Annotated in this window: 16 protein-coding genes; 9 read left to right on the top strand and 7 right to left on the bottom strand. The window is 74.8% G+C overall.

What is annotated here, in order from left to right:
- Positions 1-41 precede the first annotated feature (41 nt).
- The 6 genes from J2S41_RS18315 to J2S41_RS18290 form a co-directional block, all read right to left on the bottom strand.
- Positions 42-704 carry a response regulator gene (locus J2S41_RS18315; RefSeq protein ID WP_310369097.1) on the bottom strand — a complete coding sequence of 221 codons (663 nt, stop codon included), beginning with the start codon at positions 702-704 and terminating at the stop codon, positions 42-44.
- The gene (locus J2S41_RS18310; RefSeq protein ID WP_310369096.1) at positions 701-1,831 is read right to left on the bottom strand and encodes a sensor histidine kinase; all 1,131 of its coding nucleotides are present in this window, start codon (positions 1,829-1,831) and stop codon (positions 701-703) included. Before J2S41_RS18310 ends, J2S41_RS18315 begins: the two co-directional genes overlap by 4 nt.
- Before the next feature lie 13 nt (positions 1,832-1,844).
- The gene (locus J2S41_RS18305; protein ID WP_310369095.1) at positions 1,845-2,702 is read right to left on the bottom strand and encodes a CPBP family intramembrane glutamic endopeptidase; all 858 of its coding nucleotides are present in this window, start codon (positions 2,700-2,702) and stop codon (positions 1,845-1,847) included.
- A 332-nt stretch (positions 2,703-3,034) separates the two neighbouring features.
- Positions 3,035-4,324 carry a Clp protease N-terminal domain-containing protein gene (locus J2S41_RS18300; protein ID WP_310369094.1) on the bottom strand — a complete coding sequence of 430 codons (1,290 nt, stop codon included), beginning with the start codon at positions 4,322-4,324 and terminating at the stop codon, positions 3,035-3,037.
- Between the two features lie 22 nt (positions 4,325-4,346).
- Positions 4,347-5,015 (bottom strand): hypothetical protein, encoded by a 669-nt coding sequence (locus tag J2S41_RS18295; RefSeq protein ID WP_310369093.1) that lies wholly within the window; start codon positions 5,013-5,015, stop codon positions 4,347-4,349.
- The gene (locus tag J2S41_RS18290) at positions 5,012-5,932 is read right to left on the bottom strand and encodes an AurF N-oxygenase family protein (RefSeq protein WP_310369092.1); all 921 of its coding nucleotides are present in this window, start codon (positions 5,930-5,932) and stop codon (positions 5,012-5,014) included. Before J2S41_RS18290 ends, J2S41_RS18295 begins: the two co-directional genes overlap by 4 nt.
- Positions 5,933-6,018: 86 nt before the next feature.
- Between J2S41_RS18290 and J2S41_RS18285 the strand changes: the two genes are divergently transcribed.
- From J2S41_RS18285 to J2S41_RS18240, 9 genes are all read left to right on the top strand, one after another.
- Positions 6,019-6,693, top strand: a complete 675-nt coding sequence (locus J2S41_RS18285) for a TetR/AcrR family transcriptional regulator (RefSeq protein ID WP_310369091.1) — start codon at positions 6,019-6,021, stop codon at positions 6,691-6,693.
- 1 nt (position 6,694) lies between these two features.
- Positions 6,695-7,000: a DUF4873 domain-containing protein gene (locus J2S41_RS18280; protein WP_310369090.1), complete on the top strand. Its 306-nt coding sequence runs from the start codon at positions 6,695-6,697 to the stop codon at positions 6,998-7,000.
- Complete coding sequence (locus tag J2S41_RS39840; protein WP_374728135.1) at positions 6,997-9,342, top strand: SDR family NAD(P)-dependent oxidoreductase; 2,346 nt, start codon at positions 6,997-6,999, stop codon at positions 9,340-9,342. The genes J2S41_RS18280 and J2S41_RS39840 overlap by 4 nt, the downstream gene beginning before the upstream one ends.
- Complete coding sequence (locus J2S41_RS18265) at positions 9,339-10,172, top strand: alpha/beta fold hydrolase (RefSeq protein WP_310369089.1); 834 nt, start codon at positions 9,339-9,341, stop codon at positions 10,170-10,172. The genes J2S41_RS39840 and J2S41_RS18265 overlap by 4 nt, the downstream gene beginning before the upstream one ends.
- 117 nt (positions 10,173-10,289) lie before the next feature.
- On the top strand, positions 10,290-11,888 hold the full coding sequence (locus J2S41_RS18260; RefSeq protein WP_310376410.1) for an ABC transporter transmembrane domain-containing protein: 1,599 nt from the start codon (positions 10,290-10,292) through the stop codon (positions 11,886-11,888).
- A complete protein-coding gene (locus tag J2S41_RS18255; RefSeq protein WP_310369088.1) occupies positions 11,885-13,618 on the top strand; it encodes an ABC transporter ATP-binding protein in 1,734 nt (577 codons plus the stop codon). Before J2S41_RS18260 ends, J2S41_RS18255 begins: the two co-directional genes overlap by 4 nt.
- 93 nt (positions 13,619-13,711) lie before the next feature.
- Positions 13,712-15,922 (top strand): glycoside hydrolase family 65 protein, encoded by a 2,211-nt coding sequence (locus J2S41_RS18250; protein WP_310369087.1) that lies wholly within the window; start codon positions 13,712-13,714, stop codon positions 15,920-15,922.
- 95 nt (positions 15,923-16,017) lie between these two features.
- On the top strand, positions 16,018-16,362 hold the full coding sequence (locus J2S41_RS18245) for a peptidase inhibitor family I36 protein (protein WP_310369086.1): 345 nt from the start codon (positions 16,018-16,020) through the stop codon (positions 16,360-16,362).
- A gap of 57 nt (positions 16,363-16,419) precedes the next feature.
- Positions 16,420-16,956, top strand: coding sequence for a response regulator transcription factor (locus J2S41_RS18240; RefSeq protein WP_310369085.1), 537 nt, complete (start codon positions 16,420-16,422; stop codon positions 16,954-16,956).
- Here J2S41_RS18240 and J2S41_RS18235 read toward each other — a convergent pair.
- A complete protein-coding gene (locus J2S41_RS18235) occupies positions 16,944-18,266 on the bottom strand; it encodes a glycoside hydrolase family 16 protein (RefSeq protein ID WP_310369084.1) in 1,323 nt (440 codons plus the stop codon). The two genes, J2S41_RS18240 and J2S41_RS18235, sit on opposite strands and share 13 nt — an antisense overlap.
- Positions 18,267-18,506: the final 240 nt, after the last annotated feature.

Genomic DNA, 18,506 nt, shown 5'->3' with positions numbered 1-18,506 from the left:
GGCTGACGGACCCGGTTCTGTCAGCACATGCTGACGCGCGATCAGGTCACCAGGCCGTTGCGGTACGCGTAGACGACCGCCTGCACGCGGTCGCGGAGACCGAGCTTGGTGAGGATGCGGGAGACGAACGTCTTCACGGTCTCGTGGCTGATCACCAGCGTGGCGGCGATCTCCGCGTTGGACAGGCCGTTCGCGATCAGGCGCAACACCTCCAGCTCGCGCGGCGTCAGCGGGACGTCGTCCGGCGGCGTGGCCTCCGCCGGGCGGATCCGGGCCGCGTACCGGCCGACCAGCTGGCGGGTGACCTCGGGATCGAGCAGCGCGGCGCCGATCGCCACGGTGCGGATGCCGTGCAGCAGCCGGTCCGGCGGCGCGTCCTTGAGCAGGAAGCCGCTGGCGCCGGCGCGCAGCGCCTCGTAGACGTACCGGTCCAGGTTGAACGTGGTCACCACCAGCACCTTGACCGGGTCGGGGACGCCGGCGCCGGCGAGCCGGCGGGTCGCCTCGATGCCGTCCAGCACCGGCATGCGCACGTCCATCACCACCACGTCCGGGCGCAGCTTGGCGGCCAGGTCGACCGCGGCCTGCCCGTCGCCGCACTCGCCGACCACCTCGAGGTCCGGCTGCGCGTCGATGATCGTGGCCAGGCCGGTGCGGATCAGCATCTGGTCGTCGGCGATCAGCACCCGCACCGGCGCGCTCACGCGGCGCCGCCCAGCGGGATGACCGCGCGCACCAGGAAACCACCGCCGTCCGGCCCGGCGCTGAACTCGCCGCCGAGCACGGCCACGCGCTCGCGCAGCCCGGCCAGCCCGCGCCCGCTGCCGCCGGGCGACGTGCCGCTACCGGTGCCGGTGCCCGCGGTGCTGATCTCCACGCTGATCGTCCTCTCCCCGTGCCGCACCCGGACCACGGTGGGGCTACCGTGCGCGTACTTGAGCGCGTTGGTCAAGGACTCCTGCACCACCCGGTACGCCACGAACTCCGCGCTGCCCGCCACGCCGGCCGGCGTGCCCTGCTCCTCCAGCTCGACCGGCTGCCCGGCGTCGCGGGTGCGCTCCACCAGCGTGTCGAACGCGCCCACCGCCGGGATCGCGCCGTGCTCGGGGTTGAGCAGGTCGAGCAGGTGCCGCAGGTCGGTGATGGCCCGCCGGCCGGTGTCGGTGACCGCGGTCAGCGTCGCGTCCAGCCGGTCCGGCGCCGCGGTCAGGTACCGGGCCGCCTCCGCCTGCACCACCATCGCGGTCACGTGGTGCGTCACCACGTCGTGCAGCTCCCGCGCGATGCGGGTGCGCTCGGCCTCGCGGGTCGCCTCGGCCACCTGCCGCCGCCGCTCGGCCTCGGCCGCCCGGCTCGCGCGCAGCCAGCCCCCGGCGGCCCACAGCGCGGCCATCACCGCGTACAGCATCAGCCAGTCGATCAGCGGCTCGGCCGCGCCGAGCAGGTGCATCCCGGCGGCCAGCGCCACGAACGCGGCGGTGAGCAGGACCATCACGAGCCGCCGCCGGTACGCCACGTGCGCCCCCGCGCTGATCAGCGCGAACGCGAACGCGGTGCCGCCGACCGTGTGGTACGACAGCAGCTGGTCGAGCGCGAACCCGGTCGCGGCCAGCGCGGTCGCGGTGACCGGCCACTTGCGCCGGATGGCCAGCGGCAGGCACTCCAGCGCCAGCACCGCCAGCCCCCACGCGTCGAGCGGCCGGGTCGGCAGCGTGCCGAGCTGCGTGCCGGTGTTGCCCAGTGCGGGCAGGGCCAGGAAGAACAGCAGCAGCGCGGCCGGGAGATCACGAATCGTGACGTCCCAGCCACGCCACCGGGTGAGGAGTCGCACGGCGCTACCGTAGTCAGGCGCGCGCGGGCACGGGCTGCGGGGACGGCGCCGTCACGCGGCGCATCCGGCCGGTCGCGGCCGCGTACCAGATCAGCGCCACGGTCGGCACCGACAGCAGCAGGATCAGGACCAGGCTGGACTCGGGCCCGTTCCCGCCGCCGGTGAGCAGCTCCGGGCCGGACAGCGTGGTGTTGTAGAGCGAGTAGTCGGGCAGCACGTCGGCGTCCGTCGTGACGCCGAAGACCGCGTGCTGGACCGCGTTCAGTCCGAAGTGGATGCCGATCGGCAGCCACAGCGACCGGGTGGCCAGGTAGGCGGCGCCGAGCAGCAGCCCGCCGGTGACCGTGATCGCGATCGCGCCGACCGGGTCGGCACCCGCGTTGATCAGGTGCATCACGCCGAACAGCGGCGCGGAGACGAGCAGCGCGACCCAGCCGCCGAACCGCTCCGCCACGATCCGCAGCAGCACGCCACGGAACAGCAACTCCTCGCAGACCGCGACGCAGGCCATGATGCCGGCCATCGCGGCCAGCCCCTCCCAGGTGCCGCGCGTCATCGTGCCCCACCCGCCGAGCTGCCAGATGACCAGCATGACCAGCGCGAACCCGCCGCCGCCGATGACCGTGCCCGGGATCAGCCAGCGGACCGCGCCGCCGACCGAGACCTCCGTCGGCCTGCGCCGCTCGATCCACCTGCTGAGCAGTCCGTATCCGACCACGGCCAGGATCGCCGTGGCGAAGCCGGCGGACACCGCCCAGGTGATGTCGTCCTGCCGCGCGGCCGTCGTGCCCTGGGCGACCCCCAGGATCACGAACACTCCCACCAGCATCAGCGGGAATCGAAGCCGTACCGTCCACGAGCTGCGTGCCATGACCCAGGTCCCTCTCGTTCGTCCATGTCTCGGTGACAAGGAGAACGCTATGGATTCGCGGGGCCCGAATCGTCACCGCAGCGAGCGCACCGGGCCGTAGCTCCCACGGGGGACAGGCCGTCCGCCTCTGCCCGCCGCCGGCCCGCGCTCCTACCGTCGGGGTGTGGAAGGAGGCACGTCATGCATCGCCAACTCGTCGTCCTCGGCGCCGTGGTCGCGTTCCCCGTGATCGCCACCGCCGCCGGGGCCACCGCCACCGCCCTGGCCGTCACGGTCGCCGCGTCCCGCGCCCTGCGCCACCTGACCCCGCACGCCCCCCCGCGATCCCCGGGTCACGGGCGGTGGCCGGTCACTGCCGCGGTCAGGGTCCGGCGGGCCGAGCTGACCTCGGCGCCCAGCGCCCGCAGGACCTGCCCGGCGGCGCCCGCGGTGTCGCCGAGCAGCCCGAGCAGCAGGTGCTCGCACCCGACGTAGGTGGAGCCCAGCGCCGCCGCCTCGGTCTCGGCCGACGCGAACGCCCGGGCCGCCGCGGTGCTCAACGGCGGCGACGTCGTTCCCGGCGAGTCGCCCGGCTCGGTCTCCGTGCGCTCCGCCAGCTCCCGCCGCACCTGTTCCGGGTCGATCCCGGCGGCGCGCAGCACGGCGAGCGCCAGGTTGGCGCCCTCGCCGATGATGCCGCCGAGCAGGTGTCCCGTCCCCACGGTCGGGGAGGACGCCGCCCGGGCCTGATCGACGGCCAGTCCCAGCACCGTGCGGGCGCGGCCGGTCAGGCGCGGGAACTCCCGCTCCACCTCGCCGGGGGCCGCCGCGACGATCGCCACGGCCGTCTCCACGCCGTCGGGGTGCAGCACCTGGCGCATGCGGGAGAGGTCGGCGACCGCGCCCTCGAGCGGATGCGCGAGCAGGCGGGACAGCGCGGTGCCGAACTTCGCCGTCGAGCCGCGCCCCGGGATCAGGACGGACAGCTCGTCGCGGGCCTCGAACACCCACGCCTCCACATCGTCCGGAAGCGCCGCCAGTGACTCCTCGCCGGCCGTGACCGGAACCGTCACCCGCAGCCGCGGCCAGTCCGGGGACCCGGTCCCGGTGTGCAGGTCGGGCACCCCCATCGACCACGATCGCCACGGTGTCCCGGACACGACCGCACCGCACGCCGTCACGGTACGGACCAGGTCCGCCACGGCGCCGGCGCAGGCGGCGTCGGCCTCGGCCCACTCGTACCCGTCGTCCCCGGACGCCACGCCGGGCACCGTCGCCGACACCGCGGTCGTCGCGGGCGCGTGCACCGTGCGCACCTCCGGCCAGGAGGTGAGGAACGCGTGCGCGTCGCCGATCGCCTCGTCCTGCAGCCGCCGCCGGCGCCGCACCTCCGTGACGTGCTGCTCCAGCAGGCCGGCGGCCGCGTCGGGCTCGTCGACGGCCTGCCGGACGAGCGCGACGCTCATCTCCGTGCCGCGCAGCACCGCGATGAGCATGGCCCGCTCGACCTGCCGCAGCTCGTACGAGCGGTAGCCGGTCCGCTCGTCGACCGCGGCCGGGACGAGCAGACCCTCGGCGTGGTAGAACCGCAGCGCCTGCGGGGTGAGCCGGCACAAAGCGCTGAATTCGCTGATGGACAACATGACCTCATGGTCGGCCCTGTGGTTACCGCAAGGTCAAGGGCGGCGTCGGCGCGGACACGGGCACCTCGTCCAGGGCGCGGCCACGGGCGGCACGGGCGCCGCGATAGGCGCCGGCGCGCAACGCGGCGATCGGGCCCGGAAGCGTGAGGCCGGGGAGGGGGTGCAGCACCGGGTCGAAGGCGATCGGCTCGTCGCCGCGGGCGGCGTCCAGGACCAGCAGGCCTAACTCGCGGGCGGTGCCGCCCGGGACGGCGGCGTGCAGCAGGAACAGGGGGCCGCCGCGGCAGACCGGGCGCGGCCGGGCGGTGATCGTCACCCGCAGGTCGCCGGACCGGTACGGGAACAGCGTGCTGTACTCGCTGCGCAGCGGGTCGCGGCGGGGGACCAGCAGGTGGCGGGTGAACCGGCCGGTGCCGCCGGTGGAGAGCAGCAGGTCGTGGCGGGCGCCGCCGGCGGTGGTGAAGCCGAACGCGAGGCCAAGCACGTCCGGCAGCGGGCGGGGCAGGCCGGCGCCGCGGGAGAGGCGGACCACGCCGGTGTCCTCGCCCGGCTCGTCCAGCCACGGCACGCCCCAGGTGCCACCGCCGCGGCGGAGCAGGCGGGCGTCGTACACCCGGCCGGGCTTGTGAATGGGTTTGCCGCCGCGCAGTCGCGCCAGCCCGCCGAAGATGCCGTCCACGCCCCAGGTCATGGGGATGCGCTTACCCCGGCGCCGGCGAACGATGCCGGGAGCAGGCCCGAGCGCCGCCAGAACGGCAGGCCGGCGCCGCGGATCAGGTCCAGGTCGGCCAGGTACGCGACCACGCGCTCACCCGCCCAGCGCACCGTCTCCCGGAAGTGCGGGTTGGCCCACGCGGCGCGGCGGCCGGCGGCCGGGTCGAGGCCGATCGCGCGGTAGACCTCGGGGTGGACCAGACGGGTGCCGCACAGGTAGGCGGCGCGGCCGATCACCAGCCGGTCGAACGCGAGCCGGCGCCGGCCGGCCGCCCGCACCTGGCGGGCCAGCTCCTCGCGGGCGTAGCGCACGTGCCGGGCCTCCTCCACCACGTGGATGCGGGAGACCATCCGGACCAGCGGCTGGACCCGCTCGTCGGCCATCGCCTCGCGCTGCAGCGTGTCCAGGATCTCCTCGCAGATGAGGATGGCGGCGAACATCCGCGGACCGGTGCCGGTGGCGCCGATCCAGCGGCCGAGCAGTGCGTTCAGCCCGTCCGGGCGGTAGACCGGCGTGTCCAGCCGCTCGATCATCCGGCCGAACATCACGGAGTGGCGACACTCGTCCGCGATCTCGGTGAGCGCGTACTGCGCGTGCGCCGCGGTCGGGTCCTGCCGGTAGTAGTCGCGCACCAGCAGCTGCATGAGGATCGTCTCGAACCAGATGCCCAGCCCGGCGATGCTGGCCGCCTCGTGCCGGGTCAGCGTGATCCGCTGCTCGTCGGTGAGCCGGTCCCAGATCGCCGTGCCGTAGAGGCTGGACCGGTGCGGTGGCACGAAGTACGTGTCCGGCGCCAGCGGCGCGGCCCAGTCGATCTCGACCTCCGGATCGTACGAGTGCGCGGCCGAGGAGTGCAGCAGGCGGGTGGCGGTGCGTTCGCGATCGGGCGTCATGGATGCCCCCACTTGACGTTACCGGAAGTACTTGACGTTACCGGAAGTACTTGACGTTACCGGAAGTAACAGTTACTCCTAGTACCATGCACGCTGATGAGACGCCGGTCAATACCGACGGGCGGCGCGGACGCTGGGCCGGACACCGTGAGCAGCGACGATCCGAGCTGACCGAGGCCGCGATCGACGCCATCCGGCAGTTCGGCCCGGAGGTCGGGATGGACGCGATCGCGGCGCACGCCGGGGTCAGCAAGCCGGTGCTCTACCGCTACTTCGCGGACAAGTCCGAGCTGTGGCTCGCGGTCGGGCAGCGCGCCGCCGAGCTGGTGCTGGACGCGATCGTCCCGGCGGTCGCGGCGGTGCGCGAGGAGCGGGCCGCGATCGGCGCCGCGATCGACGCGTACCTGGCGCACATCGCGGCGGACACGCACCTCTACCGGTTCGTGGTGCACCAGCCGGACATCGCCCGCCGCCGCGACGTGGTCACCGACGTGATCGACACCGTGGCCAGCGGCCTGGCCCGGATCTTCGGCGACCGGCTGCGCGCCCGTGGCCTCGACTCCGGCGCCGCGTTGCCCTGGTCGTACGGCGTGGTCGGCTACGTGCAGGCGGTCGGCGACTGGTGGCTGCGGCAGCAGCAGCCGATCAGCCGGGAGGCGCTCGCGGACTACCTGACCACGTTCCTGTGGGGCGGCGTGGCCGGCATCCGGCACGCCGCCGACGTCCCCGGCGGCCTGGCCGCCTTCCGGGAGGAGACATGACGTGACCGACCAGGAGTACCGGGGTGCGGCCACCGTGCACGCGGGCGGTGAGCGGCACCCGGTCGACGTACGGCTGTCGGCCCGGTTCGAGCCGGTCGAGGGCCGGTTCCGCTGGGCCGGGCGCACCGCGCCGCACGCCCGGCTGCGCGAGCTGGTCAGCGGCGGGCTCCGCGAGGGACGGCTCGACCTCGGCGGCGCACCCCCGGCCCCGGTCCGGCTGAGCGAGCCCGACCCGTGGGGCGGCGTGCGGCTCTCCGGTACCGGCACCCCGCCCTGGCACGGCGACGCGGGACGGGCCGGATCGTGACCGGCCACTACGACGTGCTGATCATCGGTGCCGGTCTGTCCGGGATCGGCGCGGCCTGGCGGCTGCGCGAGGCGCTGCCCGGCACGACGTTCGCGGTCCTGGAGGCGCGGGACGCGATCGGCGGCACCTGGGACCTGTTCCGCTACCCCGGCGTGCGGTCCGACTCCGACATGATCACCCTGGGCTATCCGTTCCGGCCGTGGCGCGGCGCGGAGTCGATCGCGTCCGGCGACCGGATCCGGGACTACATCCGCCGGACCGCGGACGACGGTGGCATCACGCCGCACATCCGCTTCCGCGCCCGGGTGACGGCGGCGAGCTGGTCCTCCGCGGACGCGCGGTGGACCGTGTCGCTCGCCGACGGCACGGAGCTGACCTGCGGTTTCCTCTACGCCTGCACCGGCTACTACGCCTACGACCGCGGGCACGAGCCCGAGTTCGCCGGCGTGGCCGACTTCGCGGGCCGGCTGGTCCACCCGCAGTCCTGGCCGTCCGATCTGGACCACCGGGGCCGGCGCGTGGTGGTGATCGGCAGCGGTGCGACCGCGGTCACGCTGGTGCCGGCCATGTCCCGCGACGCCGCGCACGTCACCATGCTGCAGCGCTCGCCGAGCTACCTGCTGCCGCTGCCGCGCCGCGACCTGATCGGCCGCCCGGCCCGCCGGGTGCTGCCGGCGGCGCTGGCGGACCGGCTGTCGCACGGCGTCTACGCGGGCCTGACCCAGCGGCTCTACGAGGCGGCGCGCCGGCATCCGCGGGCCACACGGGCGGCGCTGCGCGCGGCGGCCGTGGCGTTCCTGCGCGACCGGGCGTCCGTGGACGCGCACTTCACGCCCGCCTACGACCCGTGGGACCAGCGGCTCTGCGTGATCCCGGGCGGCGACCTGTACCGGGAGATCCGGGCCGGGCGGGCGTCCGTGGTCACCGGGCATATCGACCGGTTCGTGCCCGAGGGCGTGCGGCTGCGCTCCGGGCAGGTCCTCGAGGCGGACGTGGTGGTGTCCGCGACCGGGCTGCGGCTGCGGCCGATCGGCGGCGTGCGGCTCACCGTGGACGGCGAGCCGGTGTCCATCGGGGACCGGGTCGCGTACCGCGGCATGATGCTCGGCGGCGTGCCCAACCTGGCGTTCTGCATGGGCTACGTCAACGTGTCCTGGACGCTGCGCGCCGACCTCTGCCACCGGTACGTGTGCCGGCTGCTGGAGCATCTGGACCGGCACGGCCTCGCGGTCGCGATCCCGGACGACCCCGGCGAGGCCGCGCGCCCGCTGATCGAGCTGTCCTCCGGGTACGTGCGGCGCGCGCTCGACCTGTTCCCCCGGCAGGGCGACCGGGACCCGTGGCGGGTCGGGCAGGACTACCGGCGCGACGCGCGCACGGTGCCGCGCGCGGACGTCACCGAGCGGATGACCTTCCGCCCGGCACGGGAGAGGGGACGAACGATGAGCGAGCACTCGGCTCGGCGCCGGCCACGACCGGGGCCGTACCGGTTCGCGGGGCGCACGGCCGTGCTCACCGGCGCGGCCGGCGGCATCGGTGAGCACCTCGCGCGCGGGCTGGCCGCGCGCGGCAGCCACCTGGTGCTGGTCGACGTGGACGACGCCCGGCTCGCCGCGCTCGCGGAGCGCATCCGGGCGGAGTTCCCCGGCCCGGCCGTGCGGACGATCGTGGCGGACCTCGCGGACCGGGACGCGGTGGACGGCGTGGCCGCGCGCGTGCGCGCCGAGCACCCCGCGATCGGCCTGCTGATCAACAATGCGGGCATCGCGCTCGGCGGCCGGTTCGACCAGGTGACCGTGGCCGAGTTCGAGACCGTGATGAACGTGAACTTCCGCGCGCCGATGCTGCTCACGCACGCGCTGCTGCCCGCGCTCACCGCGGAGCCGGGCGGCCACCTGGTCAACGTCTCCAGCCTGTTCGGGCTGATCGCGCCGGCCGGGCACAGCGCGTACGCGGCCAGCAAGTTCGCGCTGCGCGGGCTCAGCCAGGTGCTGCACAGCGAGCTCGCGCACCTGGGCGTCGGCGTGACCACCGCGCACCCGGGCGGCGTGCGCACCCGGATCGCGGAGCGCGCGCTGATCGGCAGCGGCGTGCCGGCCGACGAGGTCGAGGCGGGCCGCCGGCAGTTCGCGGCGCTGCTGCGCTACCCGCCGGAGAGGGCGGCGGAGCGCATCCTGCGCGCGGTCGCGCGGCGCCGCGCCCGGCTGCTGATCGGCGCGGACGCCGCGGTGCCGGACCTGCTGGCCCGGCTGCTGCCGAACGGGCACGCCCGGGTCATGCACGCCCTCACCTCGGCCGCCGCCGCGAGGGCCCAGCGCCGGCCACACGGACACCGCGCATGAGGTGGGTGGAGGTGCGCGGGAGCCGGATCCGGTACCACGCCACCGGCGCGCCGGACGCGCCGCCGGTGGTGCTGCTGCACGGCATCGGCCGCAGCCTGGAGGACTGGTCGCCGCAGCATCCGCTGCTCGACGACGCGTACCGGGTGATCAGCATGGATCTGCCCGGCTTCGGGTTGTCCCGCCGGCTGCCGGAGCCGGTCACGCTCGGCTCGCTGGCCGGCGGCGTGTGGGCCGTGCTGGACGCGCTCGGCGAGACCCGGCCGATCCACCTGATGGGCAACTCGCTGGGCGGCGCCGTCGCCATGCGCATGCTGACCGGCGACCCCGACCGGGTCCGGACGCTGACGCTGGTCAACAGCGCCGGATTCGGCAGCGAGGTCACGTTCGCGATGCGGCTGCTGGCCGTGCCCGGGCTCGGCCGCCGCATGCTCGGCGGCCTCCGGCCCCGGTTCGCCCGCCGCGCCGAGCGCGCCATCTTCGCGGACCGGTCGCTGGTCACCGACGAGCGCGTGGCCACGGCCGTGCGGATCGCCCGGCAGCCGGACTTCGCCGCGGTGTACCTGGAGATCGCGCGGGAGTTGGGCGGGTTCCGGGGGATCGCGGCGCCGTGGCGGTCGGAGCTGCTGGCGCGCGTGGCCCGTACCCCGCGGCCCACGCTGATCGTCTGGGGCGAGCGCGACCTGATCCTGCCGGCCGCGCACCTGACGGCCGCGTGCGCCGCGCTGCCGCACGCGGAGTCGCATCTGTTCCCCGGCACCGGCCACATGCCACAGCTGGAACGTCCGGCGGAGTTCGCCGCGCTGGCCCGGCCGCTGATGGCCCGGGCGTGACGCATCGCATCCGGTAAATGGGAGGACCGGGCCGGAGCGGTACGGAAGGATGCGTGGGTGGACACCCGCGGACCCTGGCGATATCTCTGGTGGCTCACGCGCCGGCTGGCGTGGCGGGTGGCGCTCGGCGCGTTCTTCGGCTCCGCCTGGTTCCTGAGCCTGGCCGCCACGCCGTACCTGATCTCCCAGGCGATCGACCGCGGGCTCGCGGCGCGCCGCCCGGACGCGCTGTTCACCTGGGCCGCGGTGCTGCTCGTGGTCGGCGTGCTCAGCGCCGGGCTCGGCATCATGCGGCACCGCACCATGACCCGGATGCGGATGGCCGCGGCGCTGGAGACCGCGGACCTGGTGCTGCGGCAGTCGGTCCGGCTCGGCGCCGCGCTGCCCCGCCGGATCACCGCGGGCGAGGTGGTCACGATCGGCATCTCCGACGTGTGGGCGATCGGCCGGGCGCTGAACGTGGCCGGCGTCGGCGTGGCGTCCACCCTGGCCTGCCTGGTGATCGCGATGCTGCTGTACCGGATGTCGCCGCTGCTCGCGGCGGTCGTGCTGGCCGGCGTACCGATGCTGGCGCTGCTGATCGTGCCGCTGCTGACCCGCACCCGCGAGGCCGGCGGCCGCTACCGGGAACGGCAGGGCGAGCTGAACACCCGGCTCACCGACATCGTCGGCGGCCTGCGCGTCCTCAACGGACTCGGCGGCAAGGACACCCACCGGCGACGGTACGACGAGGACTCCGCCCGCCTGCGCGACCAGGGCTACCGGGTCGGCGTGCCGTCGAGCTGGATCGGCGCGCTCGGCGGCGGCCTGCCGGTGGTGTTCCTCGCGGTGGTGATCTGGCTGGCCGCGCGGATCGCGGTCGCCGGTGACCTCACGCCCGGGCAACTGGTCGCGGTCTACGGCTACACCGCGATGCTCGGCATCCCGGTCGAGATCCTGATCCTCTGCGGCCGGGATCTCACGCACGGCGTGGTCGCGGCGCGCCGGGTGGTCACGTTCCTGCGCCTGCCGGTGGAGGACCCGGCCGGCGTGCCCGGACCGGCCGGCCCGGCGCCGCTGCACGATCCGGACTCCGGCGTCACCGCGGAGCCCGGGCGGCTGACCGCGCTGGCCGGCTCCCGCCCCGCGGACGCCGCCGAGATCATCGACCGGCTCGGACGGTACGCGCCGTCGCACGTCACCTGGGGCGGCGCGCCGCTGTCCGGTGTGGACCGGGTCGAGGTGCGAGATCGGATCCTGGTCGCGGAGAACGACGCCGCGATCTTCGCGGGCGCGCTGCGCGACGTGATCGCCGGCCGGTACGACCCGGACGACCGGCGGGTACGGGACGCGATCACCGCGGCCGTGGCGCACGACGTGGGCGAGGACCCCGGCCGGCCGGTCGACTGGGGCGGGCGCAACCTCTCCGGCGGCCAGCGTCAGCGGGTACGGCTGGCCCGCGCGCTGTACGCCGACCCGGAGACGCTGCTCGCGGTGGAGCCCACCTCGGCCGTGGACGCGCACACCGAGGCCGCGATCGCGAAGCGGCTGACCGCCGCGCGGTCCGGCCGCGGCACGGTCGTGGCGACCACCTCGCCGGCCCTGCTGGACCGCGCCGACACCGTGTTCTACCTGGTCGACGGCCGGGTTGCCGGGTCCGGCACGCATCGCGCGCTGCTGGCGTCCTCGCCCGGCTACCGCGCGCTGGTCACCCGCGCGTTCGGGGACCCGGCGTGATCGCGGACCAGCGGCACGTGCTCCGCGCGGCGGCCCGGCTGATCGCGGCCGACCGGCGGACGGTGGCGCTGATGCTGGCGCTCGGCTCGCTCGCCGCGGTCGCCGGGCTCGGCGCGCCGTTCCTGCTCGGCCGCGTCATCGACACGGTCGCCGCGGGCGGCGGCGTCGCGGACGTGGACCGGCTCACGCTCGCGGTGGTCGGCTGCGCGGTCGCGCAGACGCTGATCAGCCGGTACGCGCTGGGCACCGCGTACCGGTTCGGCGAGCGCACGGCCGCGCGCATCCGGGAGACGTTCCTGCACCGGGTGCTCGGCCTGCCCGCCGCGGTCGCGGAGCGGGTGCCCACCGGCGACCTGGTCGCGCGCGGCACGACCGACGTGGACACGGTCGCCACCACGCTGCGCGACGTGCTGCCCGGCGTCTTCGTCGGCGCGGTGCAGGTGGTGTTCCTGGTCGCGGCCGTGGTCGTGCTCGACCCGCTGCTCGGCGTCAGCGGCGTGCTCGGCCTCTCCGGCATCTGGTTCGTCACCCGCTACTACCTGCGCCGCGCCCGCGCCGTCTACCTGGCCGAGGGGCAGGCGAACTCGCTGCTCGCGGAGGAGCTGGCCGCGACCACGACCGGTGCGCGCACGGTGGAGGCGTTCGGGCTGCACCGCCGCCGGCTCGACGCCGGGCAGGCCGCGATGACGGAGACCCGCCGCACCCGGGAGGCCTCGCTGGCGCTGCGCAGCGTCTTCTACCCGTCGGTGGAGACCATCTACGAGGTCCCGGCGGTACTGGTGCTGTTGCTCGGCGGCCTGCTCTACGCGAACGGCCGGGTCACGCTCGGCACGGTCGCGGCCGCCGTGCTCTACCTGCGGCAGCTGGTCGGCCCGCTGGACACCATCCTGATCTACATCGAACAGGTGCAGAGCAGCGCCGCCGCGTTCGCCCGGATCGAGGGCGTGGCCACCATCCCGACGCGGCCCGCGGTGGCGGCGCGTGCGCCGGACGGCGACCGGATCGAGATCGCCGGCGTCCGGTACGCCTACGGCACCGGCCCGGACGTGCTGCACGACGTCGACCTCACGGTGCGCCCCGGCGAGCGCCTGGCCGTGGTCGGGCTCTCCGGCGCGGGCAAGTCCACGCTCGGCCGCCTGATCGCCGGCGTCGACCGCCCCACGGCCGGCACCGTCACGGTCGGCGGCGTGCCCATCGCCGACCTGCCCCCGGACCTGCTGCGCCGCCAGGTCGTGCTGGTCACCCAGGAGCACCACGTCTTCCGTGACACGCTGCGCGCCAACCTGATGAGCCCCGCGCCGGACGAGGAACTGCGCCGCGCGCTGCGCACGGTCGGCGCGGACTGGGCCGGCGACCTGGACCGTGACCTCGGCGCGGAGCCGCTGGACGGCGCGCGGGCGCAGCAGCTCGCGCTGGCCCGGGTGCTGCTGGCCGACCCGCACACGGTCATCCTGGACGAGGCCACCGCGCTGCTCGACCCGACCGCGGCCCGCACCGCGGAGCGCGCGCTCGCCGCCGTGCTGCACGAGCGCACGGTCATCGCGGTCGCCCACCGCCTGCAGACCGCGCACGACGCGGACCGGGTCGCGGTCATGCACGCCGGGCGGATCATCGAGCTGGGCACGCACCACGACCTGCTGGCCGCCGGCGGCCCGTACGCGGAGCTCTGGCACTCCTGGCACGGCGACTGGCACGGCGACGCGCTCGCCGGCCGGCCGGGCACCGGTTGAGCGAGATCACGCGCGCCGCGTTGATCGGAGGGTCGCACCTGGGTAAGGGGAAACGCATGCTGATATCCCGACACCCCCGCCCGGAGCGTGCCCATGTCTGAGATCGGGGCGGCCGAGCCGTGGGCGATCCGGGAGACCGGCGTGCCGGAGGACGACGAGCTGCGCCAGCGTGAGTCCGTGTTCGCGCTGGCCAACGGCCACATCGGGCTGCGCGGCAACCTGGACGAGCCGGAGCTGTGCGGCATGCCCGGCACCTACCTCAACTCGCTGTACGAGGAGCGCGACGTCAGCTATCCCGAGGCTGGGTACGCGTTCCCGGAGCGCACCCAGACCGTGGTGGACGCGCCGAACGCGAAGCCGGTCACGCTGACCGTCGGCGGTGAGCGGTTCGACGTGCGGACCGGCACCGTGCGCCGCCACGAGCGCGTGCTCGACCTGCGGCGCGGCACGCTGGTCCGGGAGGTCGAGTGGACCTCCCCGGCCGGCGTGGACGTGTGGTTGCGCAGCGAGCGGCTGGTGTCGTTCGCGCGGCCGTCCGTCGCGGCGTTCCGCTGGACCGTGCGCGCGGACGCACCGCTGCGGGTCGAGTCCGACCTGCGCGTCAACGAGGAGCCGCCGGAGGCGCGCGACGATCCGCGGGCCAGCGCGGTGATCCGGGCGCCGTTCGAGCCGGTCGCGCACGACCGCGACGTGCTGGTCCACCGCACCCGCCGCTCCGGGATCACGGTGGCCGCCGCGGTCGCGCACACCGGCGCGGACGGCACGGCCCAGGCGGAGCCGGACCTGCTCCGGTGGACCGCGGAGGGCCACGGCGAGCTGCGCTTCGACAAGATGGTGGCGTACCGGTGGGACGGCGGCGAGGACGTCCGCGGCGCCGCGCTGCGGGAGCGGGACGCGGCGGCCTCCGCCGGCTTCGACGCGCTCGCGGACGAGCAGTGCCGGGTCCTGGCGGAGTTCTGGTCCGGCGCGGACGTGGAGATCGACGGCGACCCGGAGGTGCAGCAGGCGGTCCGGTTCGGGCTGTTCCACGTGCTGCAGGCCGGTGCGCTGTCCGTGCCGGGCCCGGTGCCGGCGAAGGGCCTGACCGGCAACGGGTACGACGGCCACACGCTCTGGGACACCGAGATCTACGTGCTCCCGGTGCTCACCTACACCCACCCGGAGTACGCGGAGCGCGCGCTGCGCTGGCGCCACCACACGCTCGACCACGCCCGCGACCGCGCCCGCGAGCTGGGCCTGGACGGCGCCGCGTTCGCCTGGCGGACGATCACCGGGCCGGAGTGCTCCGGCTACTGGCCGGCCGGCACCGCGGGGCTGCACGTGAACGCGGACATCGCGGGCGCGGTGCTGCGCTACCACGCGGCCACCGGCGACGAGACGTTCATGCGCGAGGCCGGCCGCGAGCTGATCGACGAGACCGCGCGGCTGTGGATCAGCGTGTCCCACCTGGACGCGGACGGCGTGGCGCACGTCTCGGGCGTCACCGGGCCGGACGAGTACAGCGCGCTGATGGACGACAACGTCTACACCAACCTGATGGCGCAGCAGAACCTGCGCGCCGCCGCGCTCGACGAGCACTCGCTGGAGATCGCCGACCGGATCGCGATCCCGTTCGACGAGCGGCACGGCGTGCACGAGCAGGCGGCCGGGTTCACCCGGCTGGAGGAGTGGACGTTCCCGGGCGACCGGTTCCCGCTGATGCTGCACCATCCGTACCTCAACCTCTACCGCCGCCAGGTGGTCAAGCAGGCGGACCTGGTGCTGGCCATGCTGATGCGCGGCGACGCGTTCACGGCCGAGCAGAAGCGGCGGAACTTCGACTACTACGAGGCCCGGACGGTACGGGACTCCTCGCTCTCCGCGCCGGTGCAGGCGGTGCTCGCGGCCGAGGTCGGGCACCTGTCGCTGGCGCACGCGTACCTGGCCGAGGCCGCGCTGCTCGATCTGCGCGGCGGCGGCGAGTCCGGCGGCGACGGGCTGCACATCGCCGCGTGCGCGGGCGCGTGGATGGCGCTGGTGATGGGCTTCGGCGGGCTGCGTGACTCCGGCGGGCGGCTGTCCTTCGCGCCGCGGCTGCCACCGGGGCTGACCCGGCTGCGGTTCCGGGTGCGCTGGCGGCGGGCACGGCTGACCGTGACGGTCACGCCGGGCAAGGTGTGCTACGAGGCGAGCGGCGACGCCACGACGTTCCACCACGAGGGTACGGAGGTGACGGTCGCGGACGGCGACACGGCCACGTTCCCGCTGGCGCCGGTGGCGGACCGGCCCGCGCCACCGTCGCCCCGCCCGCCGTCACCGCGATGACCGATCATTCACCGGCGCCGATGTGACCCGGACCTTCACCCGGCACTGACCGGGCGCCGCAGGCTGGGGCCATGACAACCACGAATCGACGGCGGATGGCCGTCACAGCGGTATTGGGGGCGGCCGTCGCGTCGGCCGCCCTGGTCGCACCGGCCCCGGCTCTCGCGAGCGCGGCGGCCCCCTGTCCCGCGAACACGTTCTGCATGTACCAGGGCGCCGGGGAGTCCGGCGGGGTGTACAGCCTGCCGGCGGGCGCACTCGGCAGCTGCCGCGGCTTCAACTTCGGCCCGTACCAGTCGTACCGCAACAACAGCACCATCGAGGGCTACTTCTTCGAGTCGGCCGGCTGCACCGGCCGGGCCAAGCCGGTGACCAGGAACAGCGCGGCCAACATCGGATTCCGGGCGACCACGTTCAGGTTCGCCTGCGTGTCCTGCTGACCGCGGGATCACCCGATCATGACCGGCCGCTCACCCGCGTACCCACGCTTGATGGTCATGGATGTGGAGACGATCCGCGTGAGCGTGGCCGGGATGCGGCCGGTCGTGGCGGAAGGGGTGCGGTCGTGGCTGCGGCAGGATCCGCGGCTGGTGGTGGTCGAGGCGGCCGACGACCCGGACGTGCTGGTGTGCGACTCCGGCGCGTGCGTGCTCGGCCTGCACGACCGCCCGGTGGTCGTGTTCACGGTGGACAGTGATCGCCGGGAGCTGATCGCCGAGGTGCTGGAGGCCGTGCCACACGGGCGGGGCACGGCCGCCAGAACCGTCCCGCACCTGTCCGCGCGCGAACACGCGGCGCTGTGCTGGTGGCTCGGGTCGCTGACCAAGGCGTCGGTGGCGCGCCGGATGGGCATCTCGCCGCACACCGTGGAGATGTACATCAAGCGCATCCGGCAGAAGTACGCGGACCTGGGCCACCACCTGCCGACAAAGGCGGACCTGCTGGTCCGGGCCGTGGCGGACGGGCTCTACACGCCGGAGGGCCTCGCCGTCGACCGGCGAGGCCCCGCGGACGAGACCGGTCAGAGCGAGTAGACCCGTGCCCAGTCCACCTCGAACACCGCGGTCTGCAGGTTACCGCCGTGGAAGTTGTCGAGCTGAATGGTCTGGAACATCGGGCCGGGCGCGCACTGGATGCAGTCCCGGTCGAACACGAACCACTGCTCGCCGTCGATGAAGCCCTTGACGTGCTGCGGCGTCCACTCGAAGCCGAAGTTGTGCCACTGCGACAGGTCCACGTCGCACCTGGTCGCGTGCTCCTGCTCCTTGGGCTGGTGGTTCGGGTAGTGCATGAACGCGCCCGCGCACTGCTCGCCCGGCGCGCTGTTCTCCAGGTAGTCGTACTCCGCGCCCTGCGGCCACTGCTCGCTGCGCGGCCAGAGCAGCAGCACCGGGTGGTACTGGCGGCCGTTGTCCGGCGACGTCGCCTGCGAGCGGGCGCGCACCTCCCACCGGCCGTACCGCTGGTCGTACAGGCTGCCCAGCAGGCCGGTGTCGCCGTCCGCGTCGCCGGTCATCCGCAGTATCCCGCCGAGCACCCGGCTGTTCTCCTCGCATCGGCGGCCGTTGCCGTCGTGCCCCGCCCAGCAGCCGGTGGCCTCGCTGCCGGCCAGCTTCCACTTGGTCGCGTCCGGCTTGGCCGGCGCCGCCGTGCTGCCGTAGTTGAACTCGTCGGACGCGGGCAGCGGCGTGCCCCAGTTGTGCCGTCCCGCCGCCGTGTCCCCGCCCGGCGCCGGCGTCGTCGGCGTGGGGGACGGGGTGGCCCGCGAGACCGGCTGGTAGTCGCAGGCGGTCGCGGACCAGGTCATGCCGGCCGGCGCGGCCAGCCGCGCGGTCACGTTCGCCCGGGTGGCGCCGGCCGGCGCGGTGAACTCGGCCGCGACCCGCGTCCACGTCTCGGCCGCGTTCGGCGTGACCGCGACCTCGCCGCCGTTGGTGTGCCCGAGGTAGATGCTCGCCGCGCTGTACCAGTCGACCTGCATCCGCGCGGTCACCGAGGTGGCCGGGCCGCTGACCCAGGTGTCCATCGCGAACGACCAGCGCTCGCCCGCGACCACGTCCTTCTGCGGCAGGTACATCTCCGGGTTCGCGCCGTTCGCGGCCGGCTGCCGGTAGGCGTACCCGGCCGCGACGTGCGCGCCGACCGCGACCCGGGCGCCGGTCGCGCCGGTGCCGTGCCGGCCCCAGCCGGTGACGTCCCGGTCGACGACCGGGTTGGCGCAGGTGTTCACCCGCGAGCCGGTGCGCCCGGCGTCGGCGGCCGGTGCCGCCGCGTGTGCCACGGTGATCCCGGTTCCGGTGATCACCACGAGCCCGGCGACCGCGGCCGCCAGCTGTATTCGCATGGGTCCTCCTCGCGTAGGTGGTAATGCTCGGCGAGGTCACGCTAGGGACGGGGCCGGCCGGGCGTCATGACCCGCGATCAGGGACTGGCGGATGCGTCCACAGTGCCCCGCGCGCGGTCAGAGTGCGGTGAGCAAATGGTGAAACCGCAGGTCAGAGCGGTTACATCGGGGTGACGTGGCGGGCGCCACTTGCCCTAGGCTGAGGCGTCGGCATCGATTTCCGCGTCCTGGGGAGTGCGT

The sequence above is a fragment of the Catenuloplanes atrovinosus genome (assembly GCF_031458235.1).
GTDB lineage: Bacteria > Actinomycetota > Actinomycetes > Mycobacteriales > Micromonosporaceae > Catenuloplanes > Catenuloplanes atrovinosus.
This window is presented reverse-complemented; position numbering and strand designations above follow the sequence as displayed.

Coding starts and splice junctions, on each gene's coding strand:
- J2S41_RS18235 (WP_310369084.1), bottom strand. CDS start 18,266: ATGCGAATACAGCTGGCGGCCGCGGTCGCCGGGCTCGTGGTGATCACC.
- J2S41_RS18245 (WP_310369086.1), top strand. CDS start 16,018: ATGGCCGTCACAGCGGTATTGGGGGCGGCCGTCGCGTCGGCCGCCCTG.
- J2S41_RS18305 (WP_310369095.1), bottom strand. CDS start 2,702: ATGGCACGCAGCTCGTGGACGGTACGGCTTCGATTCCCGCTGATGCTG.
- J2S41_RS18250 (WP_310369087.1), top strand. CDS start 13,712: ATGTCTGAGATCGGGGCGGCCGAGCCGTGGGCGATCCGGGAGACCGGC.
- J2S41_RS18265 (WP_310369089.1), top strand. CDS start 9,339: ATGAGGTGGGTGGAGGTGCGCGGGAGCCGGATCCGGTACCACGCCACC.
- J2S41_RS18290 (WP_310369092.1), bottom strand. CDS start 5,932: ATGACGCCCGATCGCGAACGCACCGCCACCCGCCTGCTGCACTCCTCG.
- J2S41_RS18295 (WP_310369093.1), bottom strand. CDS start 5,015: ATGACCTGGGGCGTGGACGGCATCTTCGGCGGGCTGGCGCGACTGCGC.
- J2S41_RS18300 (WP_310369094.1), bottom strand. CDS start 4,324: ATGTTGTCCATCAGCGAATTCAGCGCTTTGTGCCGGCTCACCCCGCAG.
- J2S41_RS18240 (WP_310369085.1), top strand. CDS start 16,420: ATGGATGTGGAGACGATCCGCGTGAGCGTGGCCGGGATGCGGCCGGTC.
- J2S41_RS18285 (WP_310369091.1), top strand. CDS start 6,019: ATGCACGCTGATGAGACGCCGGTCAATACCGACGGGCGGCGCGGACGC.